At 68.0% G+C, this 15,633-nt stretch carries 14 protein-coding genes; 5 read left to right on the top strand and 9 right to left on the bottom strand.

Annotated elements, in window-relative coordinates:
* The first annotated feature begins 5 nt into the window (after nt 1-5).
* On the top strand, nt 6-1,235 hold the full coding sequence (locus ACP59X_RS02280; protein ID WP_428564467.1) for an HDOD domain-containing protein: 1,230 nt from the start codon (nt 6-8) through the stop codon (nt 1,233-1,235).
* A 1-nt stretch (nt 1,236) separates the two neighbouring features.
* Here ACP59X_RS02280 and ACP59X_RS02275 read toward each other — a convergent pair whose 3' ends face one another.
* Together ACP59X_RS02275 and ACP59X_RS02270 are read right to left on the bottom strand one after the other, a co-directional pair.
* Entirely contained in the window at nt 1,237-2,706 is a 1,470-nt protein-coding gene (locus ACP59X_RS02275; protein WP_428564464.1) for a glycosyltransferase family protein, read from the bottom strand.
* Nucleotides 2,707-2,760: 54 nt separating this feature from the next.
* Nucleotides 2,761-3,225 carry a methyltransferase family protein gene (locus tag ACP59X_RS02270; RefSeq protein WP_428564461.1) on the bottom strand — a complete coding sequence of 155 codons (465 nt, stop codon included), beginning with the start codon at nt 3,223-3,225 and terminating at the stop codon, nt 2,761-2,763.
* A 242-nt stretch (nt 3,226-3,467) separates the two neighbouring features.
* On the opposite strand from ACP59X_RS02270, the gene ACP59X_RS02265 reads away from it, so the two are divergent.
* Nucleotides 3,468-4,310 carry a DUF169 domain-containing protein gene (locus ACP59X_RS02265; RefSeq protein ID WP_428564458.1) on the top strand — a complete coding sequence of 281 codons (843 nt, stop codon included), beginning with the start codon at nt 3,468-3,470 and terminating at the stop codon, nt 4,308-4,310.
* Between the two features lie 491 nt (nt 4,311-4,801).
* Nucleotides 4,802-6,703, top strand: coding sequence for a methyl-accepting chemotaxis protein (locus tag ACP59X_RS02260; RefSeq protein WP_428564455.1), 1,902 nt, complete (start codon nt 4,802-4,804; stop codon nt 6,701-6,703).
* A gap of 33 nt (nt 6,704-6,736) precedes the next feature.
* On the opposite strand, the gene ACP59X_RS02255 is transcribed toward ACP59X_RS02260, so the two are convergent.
* The 7 genes from ACP59X_RS02255 to mdcA all read right to left on the bottom strand — a co-directional run bounded on the left by ACP59X_RS02255 (nt 6,737) and on the right by mdcA (nt 12,848).
* Entirely contained in the window at nt 6,737-7,663 is a 927-nt protein-coding gene (locus ACP59X_RS02255) for an acyltransferase domain-containing protein (protein ID WP_428564452.1), read from the bottom strand.
* Nucleotides 7,660-8,580: a triphosphoribosyl-dephospho-CoA synthase gene (locus ACP59X_RS02250; RefSeq protein ID WP_428564449.1), complete on the bottom strand. Its 921-nt coding sequence runs from the start codon at nt 8,578-8,580 to the stop codon at nt 7,660-7,662. The genes ACP59X_RS02255 and ACP59X_RS02250 overlap by 4 nt, the downstream gene beginning before the upstream one ends.
* Entirely contained in the window at nt 8,489-9,160 is a 672-nt protein-coding gene (gene mdcG, locus ACP59X_RS02245) for a malonate decarboxylase holo-[acyl-carrier-protein] synthase (RefSeq protein WP_428564446.1), read from the bottom strand. Before mdcG ends, ACP59X_RS02250 begins: the two co-directional genes overlap by 92 nt.
* Nucleotides 9,157-9,858 carry a biotin-independent malonate decarboxylase subunit gamma gene (locus ACP59X_RS02240; protein ID WP_428564443.1) on the bottom strand — a complete coding sequence of 234 codons (702 nt, stop codon included), beginning with the start codon at nt 9,856-9,858 and terminating at the stop codon, nt 9,157-9,159. The genes mdcG and ACP59X_RS02240 overlap by 4 nt, the downstream gene beginning before the upstream one ends.
* Nucleotides 9,855-10,751: a biotin-independent malonate decarboxylase subunit beta gene (locus ACP59X_RS02235; protein ID WP_428564440.1), complete on the bottom strand. Its 897-nt coding sequence runs from the start codon at nt 10,749-10,751 to the stop codon at nt 9,855-9,857. The genes ACP59X_RS02240 and ACP59X_RS02235 overlap by 4 nt, the downstream gene beginning before the upstream one ends.
* A gap of 115 nt (nt 10,752-10,866) precedes the next feature.
* Entirely contained in the window at nt 10,867-11,175 is a 309-nt protein-coding gene (mdcC, locus tag ACP59X_RS02230) for a malonate decarboxylase acyl carrier protein (RefSeq protein ID WP_428564437.1), read from the bottom strand.
* 23 nt (nt 11,176-11,198) lie between these two features.
* Nucleotides 11,199-12,848 carry a malonate decarboxylase subunit alpha gene (gene mdcA / locus ACP59X_RS02225; RefSeq protein WP_428564434.1) on the bottom strand — a complete coding sequence of 550 codons (1,650 nt, stop codon included), beginning with the start codon at nt 12,846-12,848 and terminating at the stop codon, nt 11,199-11,201.
* A gap of 470 nt (nt 12,849-13,318) precedes the next feature.
* On the opposite strand from mdcA, the gene ACP59X_RS02220 reads away from it, so the two are divergent.
* Together ACP59X_RS02220 and ACP59X_RS02215 are read left to right on the top strand one after the other, a co-directional pair.
* Nucleotides 13,319-14,836: a hypothetical protein gene (locus tag ACP59X_RS02220; RefSeq protein WP_428564431.1), complete on the top strand. Its 1,518-nt coding sequence runs from the start codon at nt 13,319-13,321 to the stop codon at nt 14,834-14,836.
* A 192-nt stretch (nt 14,837-15,028) separates the two neighbouring features.
* Nucleotides 15,029-15,388: a hypothetical protein gene (locus ACP59X_RS02215; RefSeq protein ID WP_428564428.1), complete on the top strand. Its 360-nt coding sequence runs from the start codon at nt 15,029-15,031 to the stop codon at nt 15,386-15,388.
* The last annotated feature ends 245 nt before the right edge of the window (nt 15,389-15,633 follow it).

Below are 15,633 nucleotides of genomic sequence, written 5' to 3'. Positions count from 1 at the left end.
CAGGAATGCGGCTGGCCGAGCCCTTGTGCCGCCGCGACGGCGCCCTGCTTTTGCCTGAAGGCGTCGTGTTGACGCAACGCCACCTGCAGCTCTTCCCGGTCTGGAACGTCGACGCGGCCGTGGTGTTCGCCGATGCGCCGGCCCCGGAAAACCTGCCCGAAGCGCCACGGCCCGAACCGGGGTTCACGCCCGGGGACATCGAAGCCGCCCGGGAGGCCTTGCAACCCCGCTTCGCCCATGTGGACCCGACCTTTCCGGCCATGGCCACCCTGATCGACCTGGCCGTGGGCCGGGCCGCGCCGCTGCTGGCGCGCCGGGGGCCGGCCGCCCTGACCCTGCCCGGACCCATTCCCGAAGCGGCCCTGCCGCCCGTGCCGGACACGCCGCCGCCCGGCCCCATGGCGCTGATCGAGGCCGACCCCAAGCTCACCTCCCTGCCCGACGTGTTCGTGCGCATCAACGAAGTCTTAAACGACGCCCACAGCACGGCCAAGGAGGCGGCCGAGGCCATCGGCAAGGACACGAGCCTGTCCACGAAACTCTTGAAACTCGTCAACAGCGCCTTCTACGGCTTTCCGGTCAAGGTCGACACCCTGTCCCGGGCCGTGACCATCGTGGGCAGCCGCCAGCTCACCACCCTGGCCCTGGGCATTTCCGTCATCGCCCTGTTTAGGGACCTGCCCGGGGGGCTGGTGGACATGCGCTCGTTTTGGAAGCACAGCATCGGCTGCGGCGTGTTCGCCTCGACCCTGGCCGACCCGCAGGCCGGCGGCGAGGTGGAACGGCTGTTCGTGGCCGGGCTGCTCCACGACGTGGGCCGGCTGGTGCTCTACCGCAACGTGCCCCGCCACGCCGCCCATGTCCTGGCCGCCGCCCGCCGGGAGCGCATCCTGCTGCGCGAGGCCGAGCGCCGGGTCTTCGGCTTCGACCACGCCACCCTGGCCGGCATGCTCCTGCGCAAGTGGCGGTTCCCCGAAAGCCTGGAAAAGGCCGTGCGCCACCACCACGGCGGCCTGGCCCACCTGTCCATGACCATGCCGGCCACGATCCACGTGGCCGACGCCATCACCGGGGCGCTCGGCATCGGCAGCAGCGGCGAAATCTTCGCCCCGCCCATGTCCCAGGCCGCCTGGGGCGCCGTGGGCTTGCCCCCCGACCGGCTGCCCGACGTGACGGCCGCCTCCATGGTCCATATCGAGGATATCAGCCAGGCCTTTCTGGGCGAAGAGGCCTAGGTCAGGCCGCCGCGCCGTCAAGCGATTCCAGGACGCGTCGGACCCGGTGCCGGTAGGTGTGCCGCGTGGCGATGCACTCCCTCCAGGCGGCGACGAGGCCTGGCCGGTCGCCTTGCACCTCGCGGGCCAGACGGGCGATGTCCCGGGCCCGGGCGTAGGTGACCGGCCGGGTCAGTTCCTCGGGGAAAAGCGACAGCCCCGACGTGGCGTCGGTCAGCAGGCAGCCGCCGGCCGCCCAGACATCGAAATGGCGCTGGGTGAGCCCGCGCGGCAACAGGGGGCTCACCGCCCCGACCACGGCCCGGGCCGAGGCGTACAGGCCGGCCAGGGCCGTTCCGTAGGGCACCGGCGGCAGGTAGGTCACGGCCGGGCCAGCGTATTCCCGCCAGGCCGCGTCGCCGCACACGGCCAGCCGGCCAAAGCGGGCCGCCTCGGCGATGACCAACCGCCGCCAGGAAAGCCCCGCCTCCTCGGCCCCGATGCCCACCCGCCGGGCCGCCTTGCCCGGCCACAACGCCGCGACACCCAACCGGTGCGCCCACCAGCCGTAATCGGGGCGCTGCCCGCGGCCGAGCATGGCCAGGGCCTCGGCCCACAAGGCCGGGTCCGGGCGCAGGCCGGCGAAAAACCGGCCCTTGTCCGCAAAGGCGCTGTGGCCGACGAACAGCAGGCTTTCGGCCAATTCGGGCCGGTCCGGGCGGGCCTCGAAAAACACCGCGTCCGCGGCCAGGGGCAAATGCTCCACCCACCTGGCCCCGTGGGCGCGCAGCGGCCCGACAAACCAGTCGTCCGTGACGAACAGCCGCAGGTCGCGCCAGGCCGGCGTGCGCACGCCCGACAGCACGTGGAAGGGATTGTCCACGCACCAGGCGGCCACGGGTACGCCGGCCCGGGCCAGCAGGGCCTGGACCTGGCCGAAGCGGTCCAGGCCCTGGAAGTTGACGGAAAAAAACAGCCGCGGCCGCTCCCGCTCCAGGCAATCCAGCAGCCCCTCCCGGGAAACGGCCCGCACGGCCAGGCCCTCCAGGGCAAAGGCCCGGGCCAGGGCCGGATAGAGGAGGCTGCCCGGGACGTCGGGCACAAGGACCGTCCCGGCCAAGGCCTCGGCCGGGCGCGGCAGGAGCAGCCCGGCCATGACCGGCGCCCAGAAGTCGGGGAAAAGCTCCAGGGCCTGGCGGTAGGCCAGGATATTGACGCCTTCCAGCGCATCGAAGGACTCCACCCGCCGCCAGGTGGGCGGAATGGCCGCCCGCCAGTCGGCGCCGGCCTGGTCGATGAACGCCGGGCACTCCAGGTACCGGACGGACGCCTCGGCCGGCAGCCGTCCGGCCAGCCCCCGGGGGTCCGGCCCCAGGCCGAGCAGCAGCCAGTCCCGGCCGCCGGGCAGGCAGACCGCCTCGTGGCCGTCGGCCAGGGCCCGCTCGAAGCCCAGGGCGTCAACCAGGCGCGGCCGGGGGCGGCGCGGTTCCATCAAAAGGCCCCCTTGTTGCCTGCTTTTTCTATCATCCGTGGAACGGCGGCCGGCTCAGGGCCGGCACCAACGCGGCACGATGCCACCCACGCGTTCCCGATAGCGGTCGTAGGCCTGGCCGAACACCCGCCTCAACTCGGCCTCCTCGTGGGGAATGCACAGCCGGTAGAGGATCGCGGCCACGACCGGCGCGCCGAGGGTCAGCGGCGTGCCCTGCAGGAGGGCGAAGCCCGGCACGAGGCACCAGACCCAGGCGGCGTAGAGCGGGTGGCGCAGCACGCCGTAGACGCCGCGCGTGGCCAGTTGCCGGGCGTCCACGGCGGCGTAGACCGCGAACACGCCCAGGGTGTACAGGACAAGCCCCAGCAGGACGAGCGTTCCGCCCACGGCCAGGGCCAGCCGCTCGGGGACGAGCCGGTCGCAGAAATGCCCGATAAGGATCGTGTCGTAGAGGATCGCCAACAAGGCGTACAGGATCGTCCCGCGATACAGCATCGTGCCCATGCCCCAGCGGTTCATGGCCCACCTCCTCGGGTCATGGCTCCATGGTGACGGAAAAACGGCCCGTGTCAAGGGCAGGCCTGGCGGGCGCGGCCCGGGGCGCATCGCGGGCCGCATTGACAAGAGGCAACCGGCCGGGCAACCCTTGGCACACGGGAGGCCGCCGCTCGCCACGTTCCTTGACGCCAGCTTCCGGACTTTCCGTCGCGTCCGCGCCACCCACCCCCGACACGCCCGGCCCGGCCGGGAGGAGGCCCGCCATGCCCCTGTCGCCGTTTGCGACCGATGACGCCCTGGCCCTGCACGAAGCCCTGGGCCTGTCCGAGGAGCCCTACGGCATCCGCTATGCCGCCGAGGCGCCGGCCGAGGGCCTTTCGCCCGATCCCGGCCCGGCCCTGTCCCTGGAGCGGGAAAAAGCCGGGGAGATCCCCTGGCCCGAAGTCTGGGAGAAGTTTTCCTGCGTGATGGGCAAGCTGTGGCTGGCCCGCAAGAAACGGACGGCGGCCTTTTTCGAGGCCGCCCGCTACGGCTGCCCCGGCGGTTCCTTCTACCTGGGCTTCCACGCCCCGCAGCTCGATTTCATCACCTGCTACGTGTCCACGGGCATCCCGGGCACGCCGGTTGCCGGCGAACGCTATCTGCCCTCGCCGGCCTCGGCCAGGCGGTTTTTCACCGACATCCCGCCCCGGCCGGCCCCCCAACGCTTTTGCGTCATGGAGCCCCTGTCCCAGGCCACCCAAGGGAATCCGCCGGAACTCGTCACCTTCTTCGCCCGGGGCGAGGTGCTCACGGGCCTGGCCAACCTGGCCGCCTTCGTCACGGACGACGTGGAGGCGGTGGCGGCGCCTTTTGGCGCCGGGTGCGGCTTTCTGGTGAGCTGGCCGCTGTATTACCTGGCCAAGGGCCGGCTGCGGGCGGTGCTTGGCTGCGGCGACCCCTCGGCCCGCAAGTGGATGCGCCCCGACGAGATGACCTTCACCGTGCCGCGCGCCCTCTACGACCTGTTCGTGACACGGTGGCGCGATTCGTTTCTGACCACCGAGACCTGGGGCCGGGTCCGCCAGAAGATCGCGCGCAGCCGCAAGGCCTGGGGCGAGGACTGAACCGGTCGCCACGATACCGGTTTCCGCAAGGCCGGCCGCCTGTTTGTTTGTCTTGTGCGGCCGGCCCCACCGGCCGCCCTGCGGCCATCGCCCAGCGACCTGCCGGCGAGGCCCGGACCGCAAGCGGGATCGCCCCATAACGCCAGGCGCGTCGATGGCCTCACATTGCAGCGCACTGCCCTCTTACTTTCTTCCCACCCAAGCATTCCATTGCCGTTGCCTACGATCCTGTCCGAGATGCGTATGCGCTTCGATAACTATCAATAGTTTTCGCCTCGCTCACCAAGCACACAAGAATTGAATCCCTGCAACACCTAGCGCGAAGCGCATCGGCTACTGCAACCCTGCGGCTGGCTTAAACAACGTCCAAGAAAAACCTTTCCCCGCATACCGTTTCGTCTCTTGCGTTCTCAAACTGGAGAGCGTAATTTTTTTCTTAAAATACCTTTCGCAGAGCGCCTCTGGAATTGTATCCCGATACAGGAGGTTGTATGTCGGCCGGAAGTACGCATTCCGCTGGAGTGACTCCTTGGCTGCGGCAAATTTCCATCACCTGGCGATTCGTGTTGCTGCTCGGTTTGTTCACCGTGTTTATCTTCGGCGTCGTCGCCACCTTCTACTTCGGCCTGGAAAAAATCCTGGATCACAACACCCGGGCCGCACAGGACATTTTGCTGCGCGGCCAGAAGGACAAGCTGATCGTGGCCTCCAACGCCCTGGCCAGCGCCATCGGCGAGGCGGTCAAGGACATCCCCGATCCGGCCGGGCGCATCGCGCTGATCCGCAAGATGGTCGACACCTTCCGCTTCGAAGAAGACAAGTCCGGCTACTATTTCGTCTACGAAAACACGGTCAACGTCGCCCTGCCCATCGCCAAGGAACGGCAAGGCAAGGACCTCGACGGGGCGAAAGACAAAAACGGGGTCTCTTACGTGCGCGAACTGCTGCGCCAGGCCACGGCCGGCGGCGGCTTCGTGGAATACGTCTTCCCCAAGCCCGGCCAGGGCGACCAGCCCAAGCTCGCCTATGCCACCATGATCCCGGGAACGAGCATGTGGCTCGGCACAGGCGTCTACATCGACAACGTCGAACGGGAAAAGGCCACCATCCGCGCCGACAGCCTGTCCCGCGTCCACAGCCTGCTCACGGGCATCCTCACCGGCATCGGCCTCGGGCTCGTGGTGCTCATCGGCCTTTGCCTGCGCATCATCGCCAGCATCACCCGGCCCATCCGCCAGGCCACCGAGGCGGCCGCGCGCTGCGCCGGCGGCGACCTGGACGTGAGCCTCGATGCCGCGGGCAAGGACGAGGCCGCCCGCATGCAGGGCGCGCTCAACACCATGGTCGCCACGCTGCGGGCCAACATGACGGCCATCGAAGCCAAGACCCGGGAGAGCGACGACAAGGCCCGGGCGGCCGAGGCCTCGCGGCAGCAAGCCGAGGCGGCCATGGCCAAGGCCGAGGCGGCCACGGCGGCGGGCCTGCTCCAGGCGGCCGAGCGCCTGGGCGACGTGGTCCAGGCCCTCTCCGGCGCCTCGTCGCGCCTGTCCAACCAGATCGCGGAATCGAGTCAGGGTTCGGAACACCAGTCCCGGCGCATGGCCGAAACGGCCACGGCCATGGAGGAAATGAACGCCACGGTGCTGGAAGTGGCCAAAAACGCCTCCAACGCCGCCACCACCACCGAGGCGGCCCGGGACAAGGCCAATGCCGGCGCAGGCGTGGTCGGCCGCCTGGTGGACAGCATCGGCCGGATCCGCGGCCAGGCCCAGGCGCTCAAGGACGACATGGGCCGCCTCGGCGCCCAGGCCCAGGACATCGGCCGCGTCATGAACGTCATTTCGGACATCGCCGACCAGACCAACCTGCTGGCCTTAAACGCGGCCATCGAGGCGGCCCGGGCCGGCGAGGCCGGGCGCGGCTTCGCCGTGGTCGCCGACGAGGTGCGCAAACTGGCGGAAAAGACCATGACCGCCACCAAGGAAGTGGGCGAGGCCATCACCGGCATCCAGCGGGGCACCCAGCGCAATGTCACCGGCGTGGAACAGGCGGCCGGCTCCGTGGAGGAGGCCAGCGGCCTGGCCGGACAGGCCGGGCAGGCGCTGTCGGAAATCGTGGGCCTGGTGGACAACGCCTCGGACCAGGTCCGCTCCATCGCCTCGGCGGCGCAGCAACAGTCCGCCACCAGCGAAGAGATCAACCGTTCCATCGAGGACGTCAACAGCATCGCCGCCACCACGGCGAAGGCCATGGGCGAGGCCTCCGACGCCGTGGACGGCCTGGCCCGCCAGGCCCGGAACCTGGCCGAACTGACCCGGGAACTCGAGGCCGAAGGCCGTTCGGCCGGCCACAACAGGCTGCCGCGCTCGGGAGCGTCGGTTCAACGCCCCTGATGGCTTGACCGCGCCACTTTGCCCGTGGTGCGGTCAGACCATGACCCGGCGCAGCCAATCGACCGCCCGGCGCGGGTCCTTGAAATCGTCGAGGCTTCGGGCCTGGGCCTCGGGATGCCGTTCCAGAACCATGTGGCTCAGGCTCGCCCCCGGCCCCAATTCCAGAAAGACGCCGCACCCGCGCGCCACGGCCGCCTCGATGGCGTCGCCAAAGCGCACGGTCCGCTCGAGCTGGTCAGCCAGCGCCTTTTTGGCCTCGGCAGGGTTCCACACCGGGCTGGCGGTCACGCCCGAGAGAATGGCCGCCCCGGGCAGGCGGAAGGCAAGGGTGTCCAGCACCGCGCCGAAACACCGGCTCGCCCCGGCCAGAAGGGGCGTGTGCGAGGCCAGGGGCACCCGCAGCCGCACCAGGCGCGTGGCCCCGGCCTGGGCCAGCCCCTGCTCCAGCCCCGGCAGGTCGGCCAGGGCCGCGCCAACGATCACATGCTCCGGGCCGTCGACAATGGCCACATGGCCGCCATGCGCGGCGCAAAGGCCGGCCACGGCCTTTTCCGGCAGCCCGAGCACGGCCGAAAGCCCGGACGGGACCGTGGCCGCCGCATCCATGCAGGCAGCCCGCTTGCCGGCCAGACCGAGCAGCGTTTCGGGCGCAAACACCCCGGCCGCGCCGTAACTGGCCAGCTCGCCCAGGGAATAGCCGGCGAAAAGGCTGGGCTCGGGCAAATCCTCGCCCAAAACGGCCATGGCCAGCATCTGGGCCAGGCACAAAAGCGGCTGGGCCACGGCGTCGGTGAAAAGGCCGGCCGCATCGGGCCGCTCCAACCAGTCCCTGGCCGCCTGGGGCAGGGAGGGCCGGCAGTGGGCCAGCAAGGCGTCGGCGCGCGGGTCGCCGGCGTACCGGTCGAGCATGTCCGGGCGCTGTTCGCCCTGGCCGCTGCACAGGATGGCCAGACCGCTCATGGGGCCTCCTCCAGAAAGTGGCAGAAATACGTGGCCGCCAGCAGATCGGCCGCGCCGCCGGCACTCAGGTTTCGGGCCACGAACACCTGGTGCAGCGCCCGGGCCCGCCCTTTCCAGCCCGGTGCCAGCACGCCGCCCGCGGCCAGGAATTCCCGCGCCCGGGTTCGGGCGAAGTCCTGGCCGGCCAGACCGCCCCGGCGCAGCAGGGTCGTGTCCTCGATGTGGGCCAGAAGGGCGAAGTGGGCCTGCACCCCGGCCGTGACCGCATCGACCCCGGCGGCCAGCGCCGCGCGCAAGGCGGGCAGGCCGTGGGCGACCAGGCAGGGAAAGCCCAAGGCCGCCTCCCGGCGCACGCCGCCGATGCCGTGGGACGTGTGCAGGCGCTCGCCGTGCGTCGTCGGCACGGCGGGATAGGAGGCGAGCAGGGCTGGGCCGAAGGCTTTTGCGACCTGGCCGCACAGGGCCGTGGCCGCGACTGGGCCGCCGGCCGGGGCCAGGGCGGCATGGGCGGCGGCCAGGAGCCCGAGGATGAAGATCGCGCCCTTGTGGGTGTTGACCCCGCCGGTTGCCGCGAGCATCCGCGCCTCGGCCCGAAGCCCGATGCGGCGCAGGTCGGCCAGGCCCGCGCCGGCGGCGGCCGCCCGGCGGATGCGCCCCACGGCCGGGGCCACCACGTCCAGGGAAGCCAGGAACGTGGCCGCGTCCATGTCGCGGTGGCTGCCGCTGTCCACGAAACTGACCAGCCCCGGCTTGGGGTAGACGGCCAGCTCCATAAACAGGGCGGCGCGGGCCGTTCCCGTGACCTCGGCCCGGCCCGGCCCGGCCTCAGGCCGGCAGGGCGCCGACCAGGGCCTGGTGATCGGCCAGAAACACCTCGGTGTCGGTCTTGACCAGGAGCTTTCGCGGCAAGCCGGCATATTCCCTCCAGGAAAACGACGCCCCCCCGGGCAGGCGGACTTCGGCGTCCAGGCGCGGGCAATGGCGGGTTTGATGGGCGCGAAGCAACCCGGCCAGGCGGGTCAGGGCCTCGCGCCGGTCGATGGGAACCACCAGATCGACGTCGGAATCCGGCCCCAGATAGGCCAGCCCGGTCAAATGCTGCCAGGCCAGGCTGCCCACGGCCCGAAACGGCGCGAACCCGCCCGCCCGGGCCTCGGCCACCAGCGCCCCAAGCCCCTCCCGCCAGGCGGCCGGAGCCGCGCCCAGGCAGTCGGCAAGCAGCGGCGGCGGTTCGAGGCCGGCCACGGCCGCCAGGGGCAGTGTCAGGGAAAGCCGCAGCTTGCCGTCGGCCGGCGGCGTGGGCAGCCCGCAGCACAGCCTGCCCGCCGCATCGAGGCACGGCCGGCGCACGATCAGGGGGCGGCCGGCCCCGACCCAGGCCCGCACGTAATCCGCCACCGGGCCGCCGGCCCCTTCCAGGCGCAACGCCCCATCATCGAGGGCGCCCGGCCCCGGCCGGACGATGGCGTGCCGCGTCGGGGGCGTGGCCGGGGTCACGGGGCCGTGGCCACGGCCTCCAGGACGGCCTGGGCCATGGTGCGGCCGTTTCGCTGCCGCCCCAGCCCGGCCCGATTGTCGTCCGTGCCGTGTGCGGCCAGGGCCTTGGCCAGGCAGGCGGCCTGGTCCGCGCCCCAGATCTCGTGGATGCCGCCCATGCGGAAAAAGGGCTCCAGCCCGGGGGCGAACACGGGCAGGGACTTGGCCATTTCCGTGAGCTTTTCCTGGGGGATGTGGGTGACGCGGGCCATGGCCGGCAGGCTCATGACCGAGCAGTTGGCGTCGGCCAGGGCGTAGACGCGGTCGGCGCACAGCCCCCAGGCGATGAACCCGCCGGCAATGGCGTTGCCGTAGAGCACGGCCAGCAGCGCATGCCCCTTGTGCCGGGCCAGGGCGGTCAGGCCGACCAGATGGCCGATGTATTGCGGCAGGGCGAGGAGTTCCTCGCGCAGGGCCATGCGCTGGCCGTTGTTGTCGGCCAGCATGATGACCGGGCGGCCGGGGGTCTTGTCCATGATGTCGATCAGGCGCCGGCCAAGCTCCAGGATTTCCTCCAGGCCGATGAAGGTGGCGTCGGTGGTGCCGAGGATGGCCACCGGGGTTTGGGCCACGGCGGCCTGGCCGAACACGACGTTGCCGGCGCGCTCAAGGGAGGCTCCGCCGGGGAAAAGGGCCGCTGTGGCCTCGTTGAGCTTCATCGCCTGCCTCCGGGGAGTTTGGCGGCCAGCCCGCACAGGGCCGCGACGGAAATTTCCGGGATGCGCTCCGGCTCGGGCAAACCCATGGCCCGCCAGATGTCCACGGCGTCGCCGGCCTGGCCGTAGGCGGCCAGGCGCGCCTCCAGGGCCTTTTGTTCGGTCGGTGCCGTTTCCAGGGGCCGGGTGAAGCCGCCCTCCAGCAGATCGACCAGGGCCTGGCGGAAGGCCGGCAGGTCGTCCGGGACCAGGGTTTCGGCCATGCCGCACAGATAGCGGTTCTTGCCGCCGGTGGTGCGCCACACGAGGGCCCGATCGCGGGAGTCGAAGGCCTCCACGCCCATGGTGGTCTCGATGACCTCGGGGCCGGACACGCCGATGCGGCCCTGCTCGGAGACGACGAGGGCGTCCAGGCAGCCGGCCAGGATGCCGGCCCCGCCGAAACAGCCGCAGGAGCCGCCGATGAGCCCGTAGACCGGGATGCCGGCGGCGCGCGCGTCGAGCACCCCCCGGATGATCTCCGTGGCCCCGATCTCGCCGGCATTGGCTTCCTGGAGCCGCACGCCGCCGGAGTCCAGCAGCAGCACCACGGCCTTGGGGCGCCTGGTCAAGGCCCGGCGCAACAGGCCCGTGACCTTGGCGGCGTGGACCTCGCCGAACGCGCCGCCCATGAATTTCCCTTCCTGGGCGGCCACGGCCACGTCATGGCCGGCCACCCGGGCCACGCCGACCACGGCGCCGTCGTCGAAGGCCGTGGGCAGGTCGAAGGCCGCAAGCGTGGGGCTTTGCAGGCGCTGCCCGGGCCCGGCGAATTCGCGAAAGGTGCCCGGATCGACCAACCCGTCCAGACGATGGCGGGCCGAGGCCTCGAACCAGCTTTTTCTCGGTGTGAACATGCCGCGCCTGTGCCTCCCGTGGCGTTGCGTAAAAATATGGAGATATTTTTACGGAAACACTGCTTGCAAATGATACTCGTCGAAATCCGTGGGCACGAATTCCGGGAACGCGACACTACCCGTCCATGGCGTCCAGGGCCTGGGCCAGGCGCAGGGCGACCACGGCCGGGGGAGCCCCGTTGTCGTGGATGGAAAAAAGAAGGTCCCCGGCCGGGTGCTTGGCCAGGAAGTCCTCGATCACCGCCTGCCAGATCGGGCCGAACCCCTTGGCCGACGTGTCGACCACGAAACGGCACTTGCCGCCCAGGGCAGCCTTTTCCACCAGCACCTCCAGGTTGCTCGAGGTCACCACGCCGACCAGGGCCCAATCCCTGGCGGGCGTCGTGCCCGGGCGGCCCGGCAGTTCGTATTCGAGATGTTCCATGTCGCTCCCCTTGCTCCCGGCGCCTACCAATTGCGGAAACGGCTGGGCGGGTCGTACAGGCCGCCCGACCAGTCCACCAGGTCCTTGATGCTCTTGGCGGCGAGCAGGTCGCGGCTGGCCTGGCTTTCCTTGATGCCGAGGTCTTCGGGCCAGGCCACGGCCCCGCGCTCGCGCAGGGCATCGACCATGGCCCGGTCGCGGGCAAGGCCCACGGGCGTGTAGCCGGCCACGCCCCGGATGGCCTGTTCGCGTTCCTGGGGTGTGCGGCACAGCAGCAGGTTGGCCACGCCCTCCTCGGTGACGATGTGGCTGACGTCGTCGCCGTAGATCATGACCGGCGGGTTGGCGAAAAAGCCCTGCTGGGCGAATTCCCAGGCATCGAGCTTTTCCACGAAGGTCGGCTGCATGCGGCCGTGGTAGGTTTCCACGATCTGGACCACGAGCTTGCGCCCCCTGGGCATGGGGGCGCCGGCGTAGGCCTCCTTGCCGGCGGCCAGCCAGGCCGGGCTGGCGTAGCGCCGGCCCCGGGCGTCGCAGCCGAAGTTGGGCGCGCCGCCGTAGCCCACCAGCCGGCCCGAGGTGACCGTCGAGCTGTTGCCCTGGATGTCGATCTGCAGGGTGGAGCCGATGAACATGTCCGCGGCGTAGTGGCCGCACATCTGGCTGAAAAAGCGGTTGGAGCGCATGGTGCCGTCGAAGCCGATGGGGAAGATGTCGGGCTTGGAATTGACGTAGGCCTCCATGCCGACCTCGCCGCCCACGGGGTAGATGGTTTCGACGAAGCCCGATTCCACGGCCGGGATCATGGTCGGGTGGGGATTGAGCGCCCAGTGGGTGCAGGCCTTGCCCTTGAGCCCCAGCTCCAGGCCGTAGGTGGGGAACAGCAGCTCGATGGCGGCGGTGTTGAAGCCCACGCCGTGGTTGACGGTGCGCGGCAGGTATTTGGCGTAGATGGCCCTCAGCGCCATCATGGCCATGAGCACCTGCAACTCGGTCATTTGCCCGGGGTCCTTGGTGAAAAGGGGCTCGATGTAAAAGGGCCTGGGGCTTTGGACGATGAAATCCACCCAGTCGGCCGGGATGTCCACCCGGGTCAGGGCGTCCACGACCTCGTTGACCTGGACCACCACGATGCCGCCCTTGAACGCCGTGGCCTCGATGAGCGCCGGCGTCTCTTCGGTGCTGAACCCCGTGTAGACGTTGCCGGCCTTGTCGGCCTTCTCGGCCACGAGCAGGCAGACGTCGGGCAGCAGATCGGCGAAGTAGCGGGTATAGAGCTCGACGTAGGTGTGGATGTCGCCGATGACGAGCTTCTTGTCGGCGAGCATACGGAAGAGGCGCTCACCCTGAGGCCCGGCATAGGCGAAATCGATACGGCTGGCGATGCCGCGCTCGAAGAGGTCCAGATGTTCGGGCAAGATGATGGAGGACTGGCACATGTGCAGGTGATGCACCTTGGCCGGGTCCACCCCGAGGAGGCATTTGGCGAGAAAGTCCGCTTGCTTCTGGTTATCGCCCTCGATGATGACCGTATCCGTCGGGGCGATGACGGCTTCGAGGAGTGGGGTCACTGCATCGGGGGCAAGGAATTTTCCCTTGGCGATGGCGTGCGCGGCTTCGAGTTTGCGAGCCCGTTTTTGGGATCGGGCGTCGAAACGGGCGTCAGGGGGCATCGGCGGCTCCTTTGCCGGAACAACGGCAAGGCAATGCGATTCGTTCCGGCGGCATGCGTTGCCTGGCCTTGCCAGGGGCAGAACCTTTCACTCCTTTCATAGTCTTCGCTAACAAAAAAAAACCTCTCGATCAAGGCCTGCTGTTGCGTAAGGACGAAAGCCGCGCGCGGATCCAACGGACAAGCCGTCCGCTGCACAGGAACACCCCTCCTGAGCAGGCGCCCATGGATGCGTTGACATGTTCTTGTTTCCGTGACACACGATATACTATCTTTAAAAAAGCAGACGAGAAACAGGCCCATGCAGCACCGCGCTGAGACGTTTTTTTCGCCGAAAAGGTGTGTTGCACAGGGGAACCGTGAGAAAAATGGCAGGCTTCCGGCTCCCCTTGACGGGGCCGAATCACGGCCGACCGAGATGATCAGTAATACTGTGAACGGGTACTGCAATTCACCTCAATGGAGTGGATCATGATCCGGACAAGACAATGTATCGTGTTGCTGTTGGCCGTCTTCTTCGCGGTGACCGCCGAGTGCTCTGGGCAGAGTAGCGACCTGCTCGAATTCATTCCCGAGATTCTCAGCAATTGCCCCAACTGTGTTCCCCGCCTCACGGTCGTCAATAATTGCACGGACAATGTCGAGCTCCTGTGGAAGGTCACCGACAATAGACAGTGGGACTTCTTGATGGGCCAGGGCGCACAAAAGATTTATACCAACGAAGCCACGAGCAGCGGCGACATGTTCTATCGATTCAAGCTCGGTGGCCAGGGGGCGGCCGACGCCCAAAAGACGTTTCGCATCCCCGAAAAAGGGGCCAGCTCCGGAATCATGTACTTCATGCTGGGCTGTACGCCCACGGCCGGCTCTTCCTGGGATACCTGCAAAATCGGCGGCGTGCCGTTCACGACGTTTTTCAGCGCCGTCCCGGCCTACGAACCCACCTTCGGTTGCAGCGCCGCCATCACCAACAGGGAGAACTGCAACAAGAACCCGGTAAACGACACGCCATTGACGGCCGTTGACTGGTTCGACTTGAGCGCTGTCAACTACTACGCCATTCCGTTCCAGTTGGCCTTGGTCGACAGCACCGGATACAATTGCAATGCCAGCGGCAAGGCCCTTTCCGGCATCGACGCCCATATGCTGGATCTGGCCAGCTGCCCCGGCGAGGACGCCACGACCATGGACATGACCGCAGCCGACCAGACGACGTATGCCAATACCTACAGCGTCATGCAGTCCGGCTTCTCCCTGCTGTCCACGGGAACCGACGGACCGACCAGCTACAACAAGGTCTGCGCCGCGCCCCTGTCCTGGCTCAGCACGCCGGGGATCGGCAATCCCAGCCAGCCCAACGCCCTGACCAGCAGCGACAACCCCATCAACACCTTCGACTGGTACGGCTCCGTCGGGACGATGGGCCAGGCCCTGACGTCCTCGAGTTGCGTCTCTCCCGGCTGCGGTGGCCCCCAGGCGTACAAGGGCATGCGGGGCGACTACACCCACTCCATTCCCCTGACGAATTACGTCAAGCGGCTCAAGGAAATGGGCTATACCGCGGCCTATACATGGCAATACGACGACGCGTCCGGAAACATCAACTGCACCCAGGGCGTCAAAACCATCCTCACCCTGTGTCCCCAGGGCGGCGCGCCCTACTCCCAGTCCAACACCTGGTGGTATGACACCGGCGCCGGCACGAACGCCTGCGTGCCGGTCGATGCCTCCACGCCCTCCGGCGTCACGCATTACGCGTCCCTATTCCTCTGCCAGCAGCAGGGCATCAACCGCTACGCGCTGATCAAGGAAACCCTGACCAGCCCGAACCCGTCCATGCTCAGCCAAGCCATCTATTACTGCACGACGTATCCGGTCACGGACGGCACGACCGTGTACACCTACGCCGACTGCCAGACGAACGTCGCCAACTGCAACAGCGCGAGCACGGGCGGCGGGTCGCTGCCGCCCTATTGCCCGAATTCGTAACCGGCTGCCGGCCCCTCGCGACCCGCGCCGCCATGTCGCCAGCCGACCTGGCGACAGCCGGCCCAGCCGTTTCGATTTCGAGCGTTTCATGGACGGCGGGACGCCCCGGGGCGGCATCTGCGACCAGAGGCAATGGCCTTGCCCCGGCAAGGGAAAGGCGGCCCACCTTCCCCAGGGAAGCAGGCCGCCCCTTTGCTGCTGCACACGCGACAAGGCCCTTTTGGCCGGCGCGGCGTCAGGATTTCCGTGTCATCCACCCGTGTTCGCCGCCAAGGGCCACCGACCCGCTCGCCGGATGCCAACGGCGTGCAATGGACGCAACCGGCCGACTTTGCCCTGGTTGCTGTACGGATTGTCTTGATTTTTTTAGAGTCTATCGGGGGAGAGTCCGTCACATTAATGCGGCATCATTCTTTTATTTATGACTTTTTTAAATATGAAACTTCTGGCTGCCCCCAAAGTTGCCCCCAGCGCGGTTTCGTTAAAACTAATTTGATGCATTGCTTCTCACCTTTCATCCCGCTCGGCAACTATGTGCAACTAAACGGATGAGTGCTGGAGTTGTCAAGTAAAGCGAGTAGTTGCGAACCTCTTTGTGGCTGTGTTTTTACGTGAAGTGAGATATAAAATATCGCAGGTGTTCTGCTCCATTGTTTTTGAAATAATCTGCCAGTGGTAAGAAATCAAAATAAACGAACAAGTATTTTTTTAGTGTCGGAAAATTATTTTTTATTTGCAGAAGTACGTAACATCAATTCTCATTATCCTTGAGTCATATGGGGCACATTGGTTGTGGT

It is taken from the genome of Solidesulfovibrio sp. DCME (assembly GCF_049995385.1).
In the GTDB taxonomy this organism is placed as follows: Bacteria; Desulfobacterota; Desulfovibrionia; order Desulfovibrionales; family Desulfovibrionaceae; genus Solidesulfovibrio.
The sequence above is the reverse complement of the archived record's forward strand: the minus strand, read 5'-3'. Positions and strand labels throughout refer to the sequence as shown.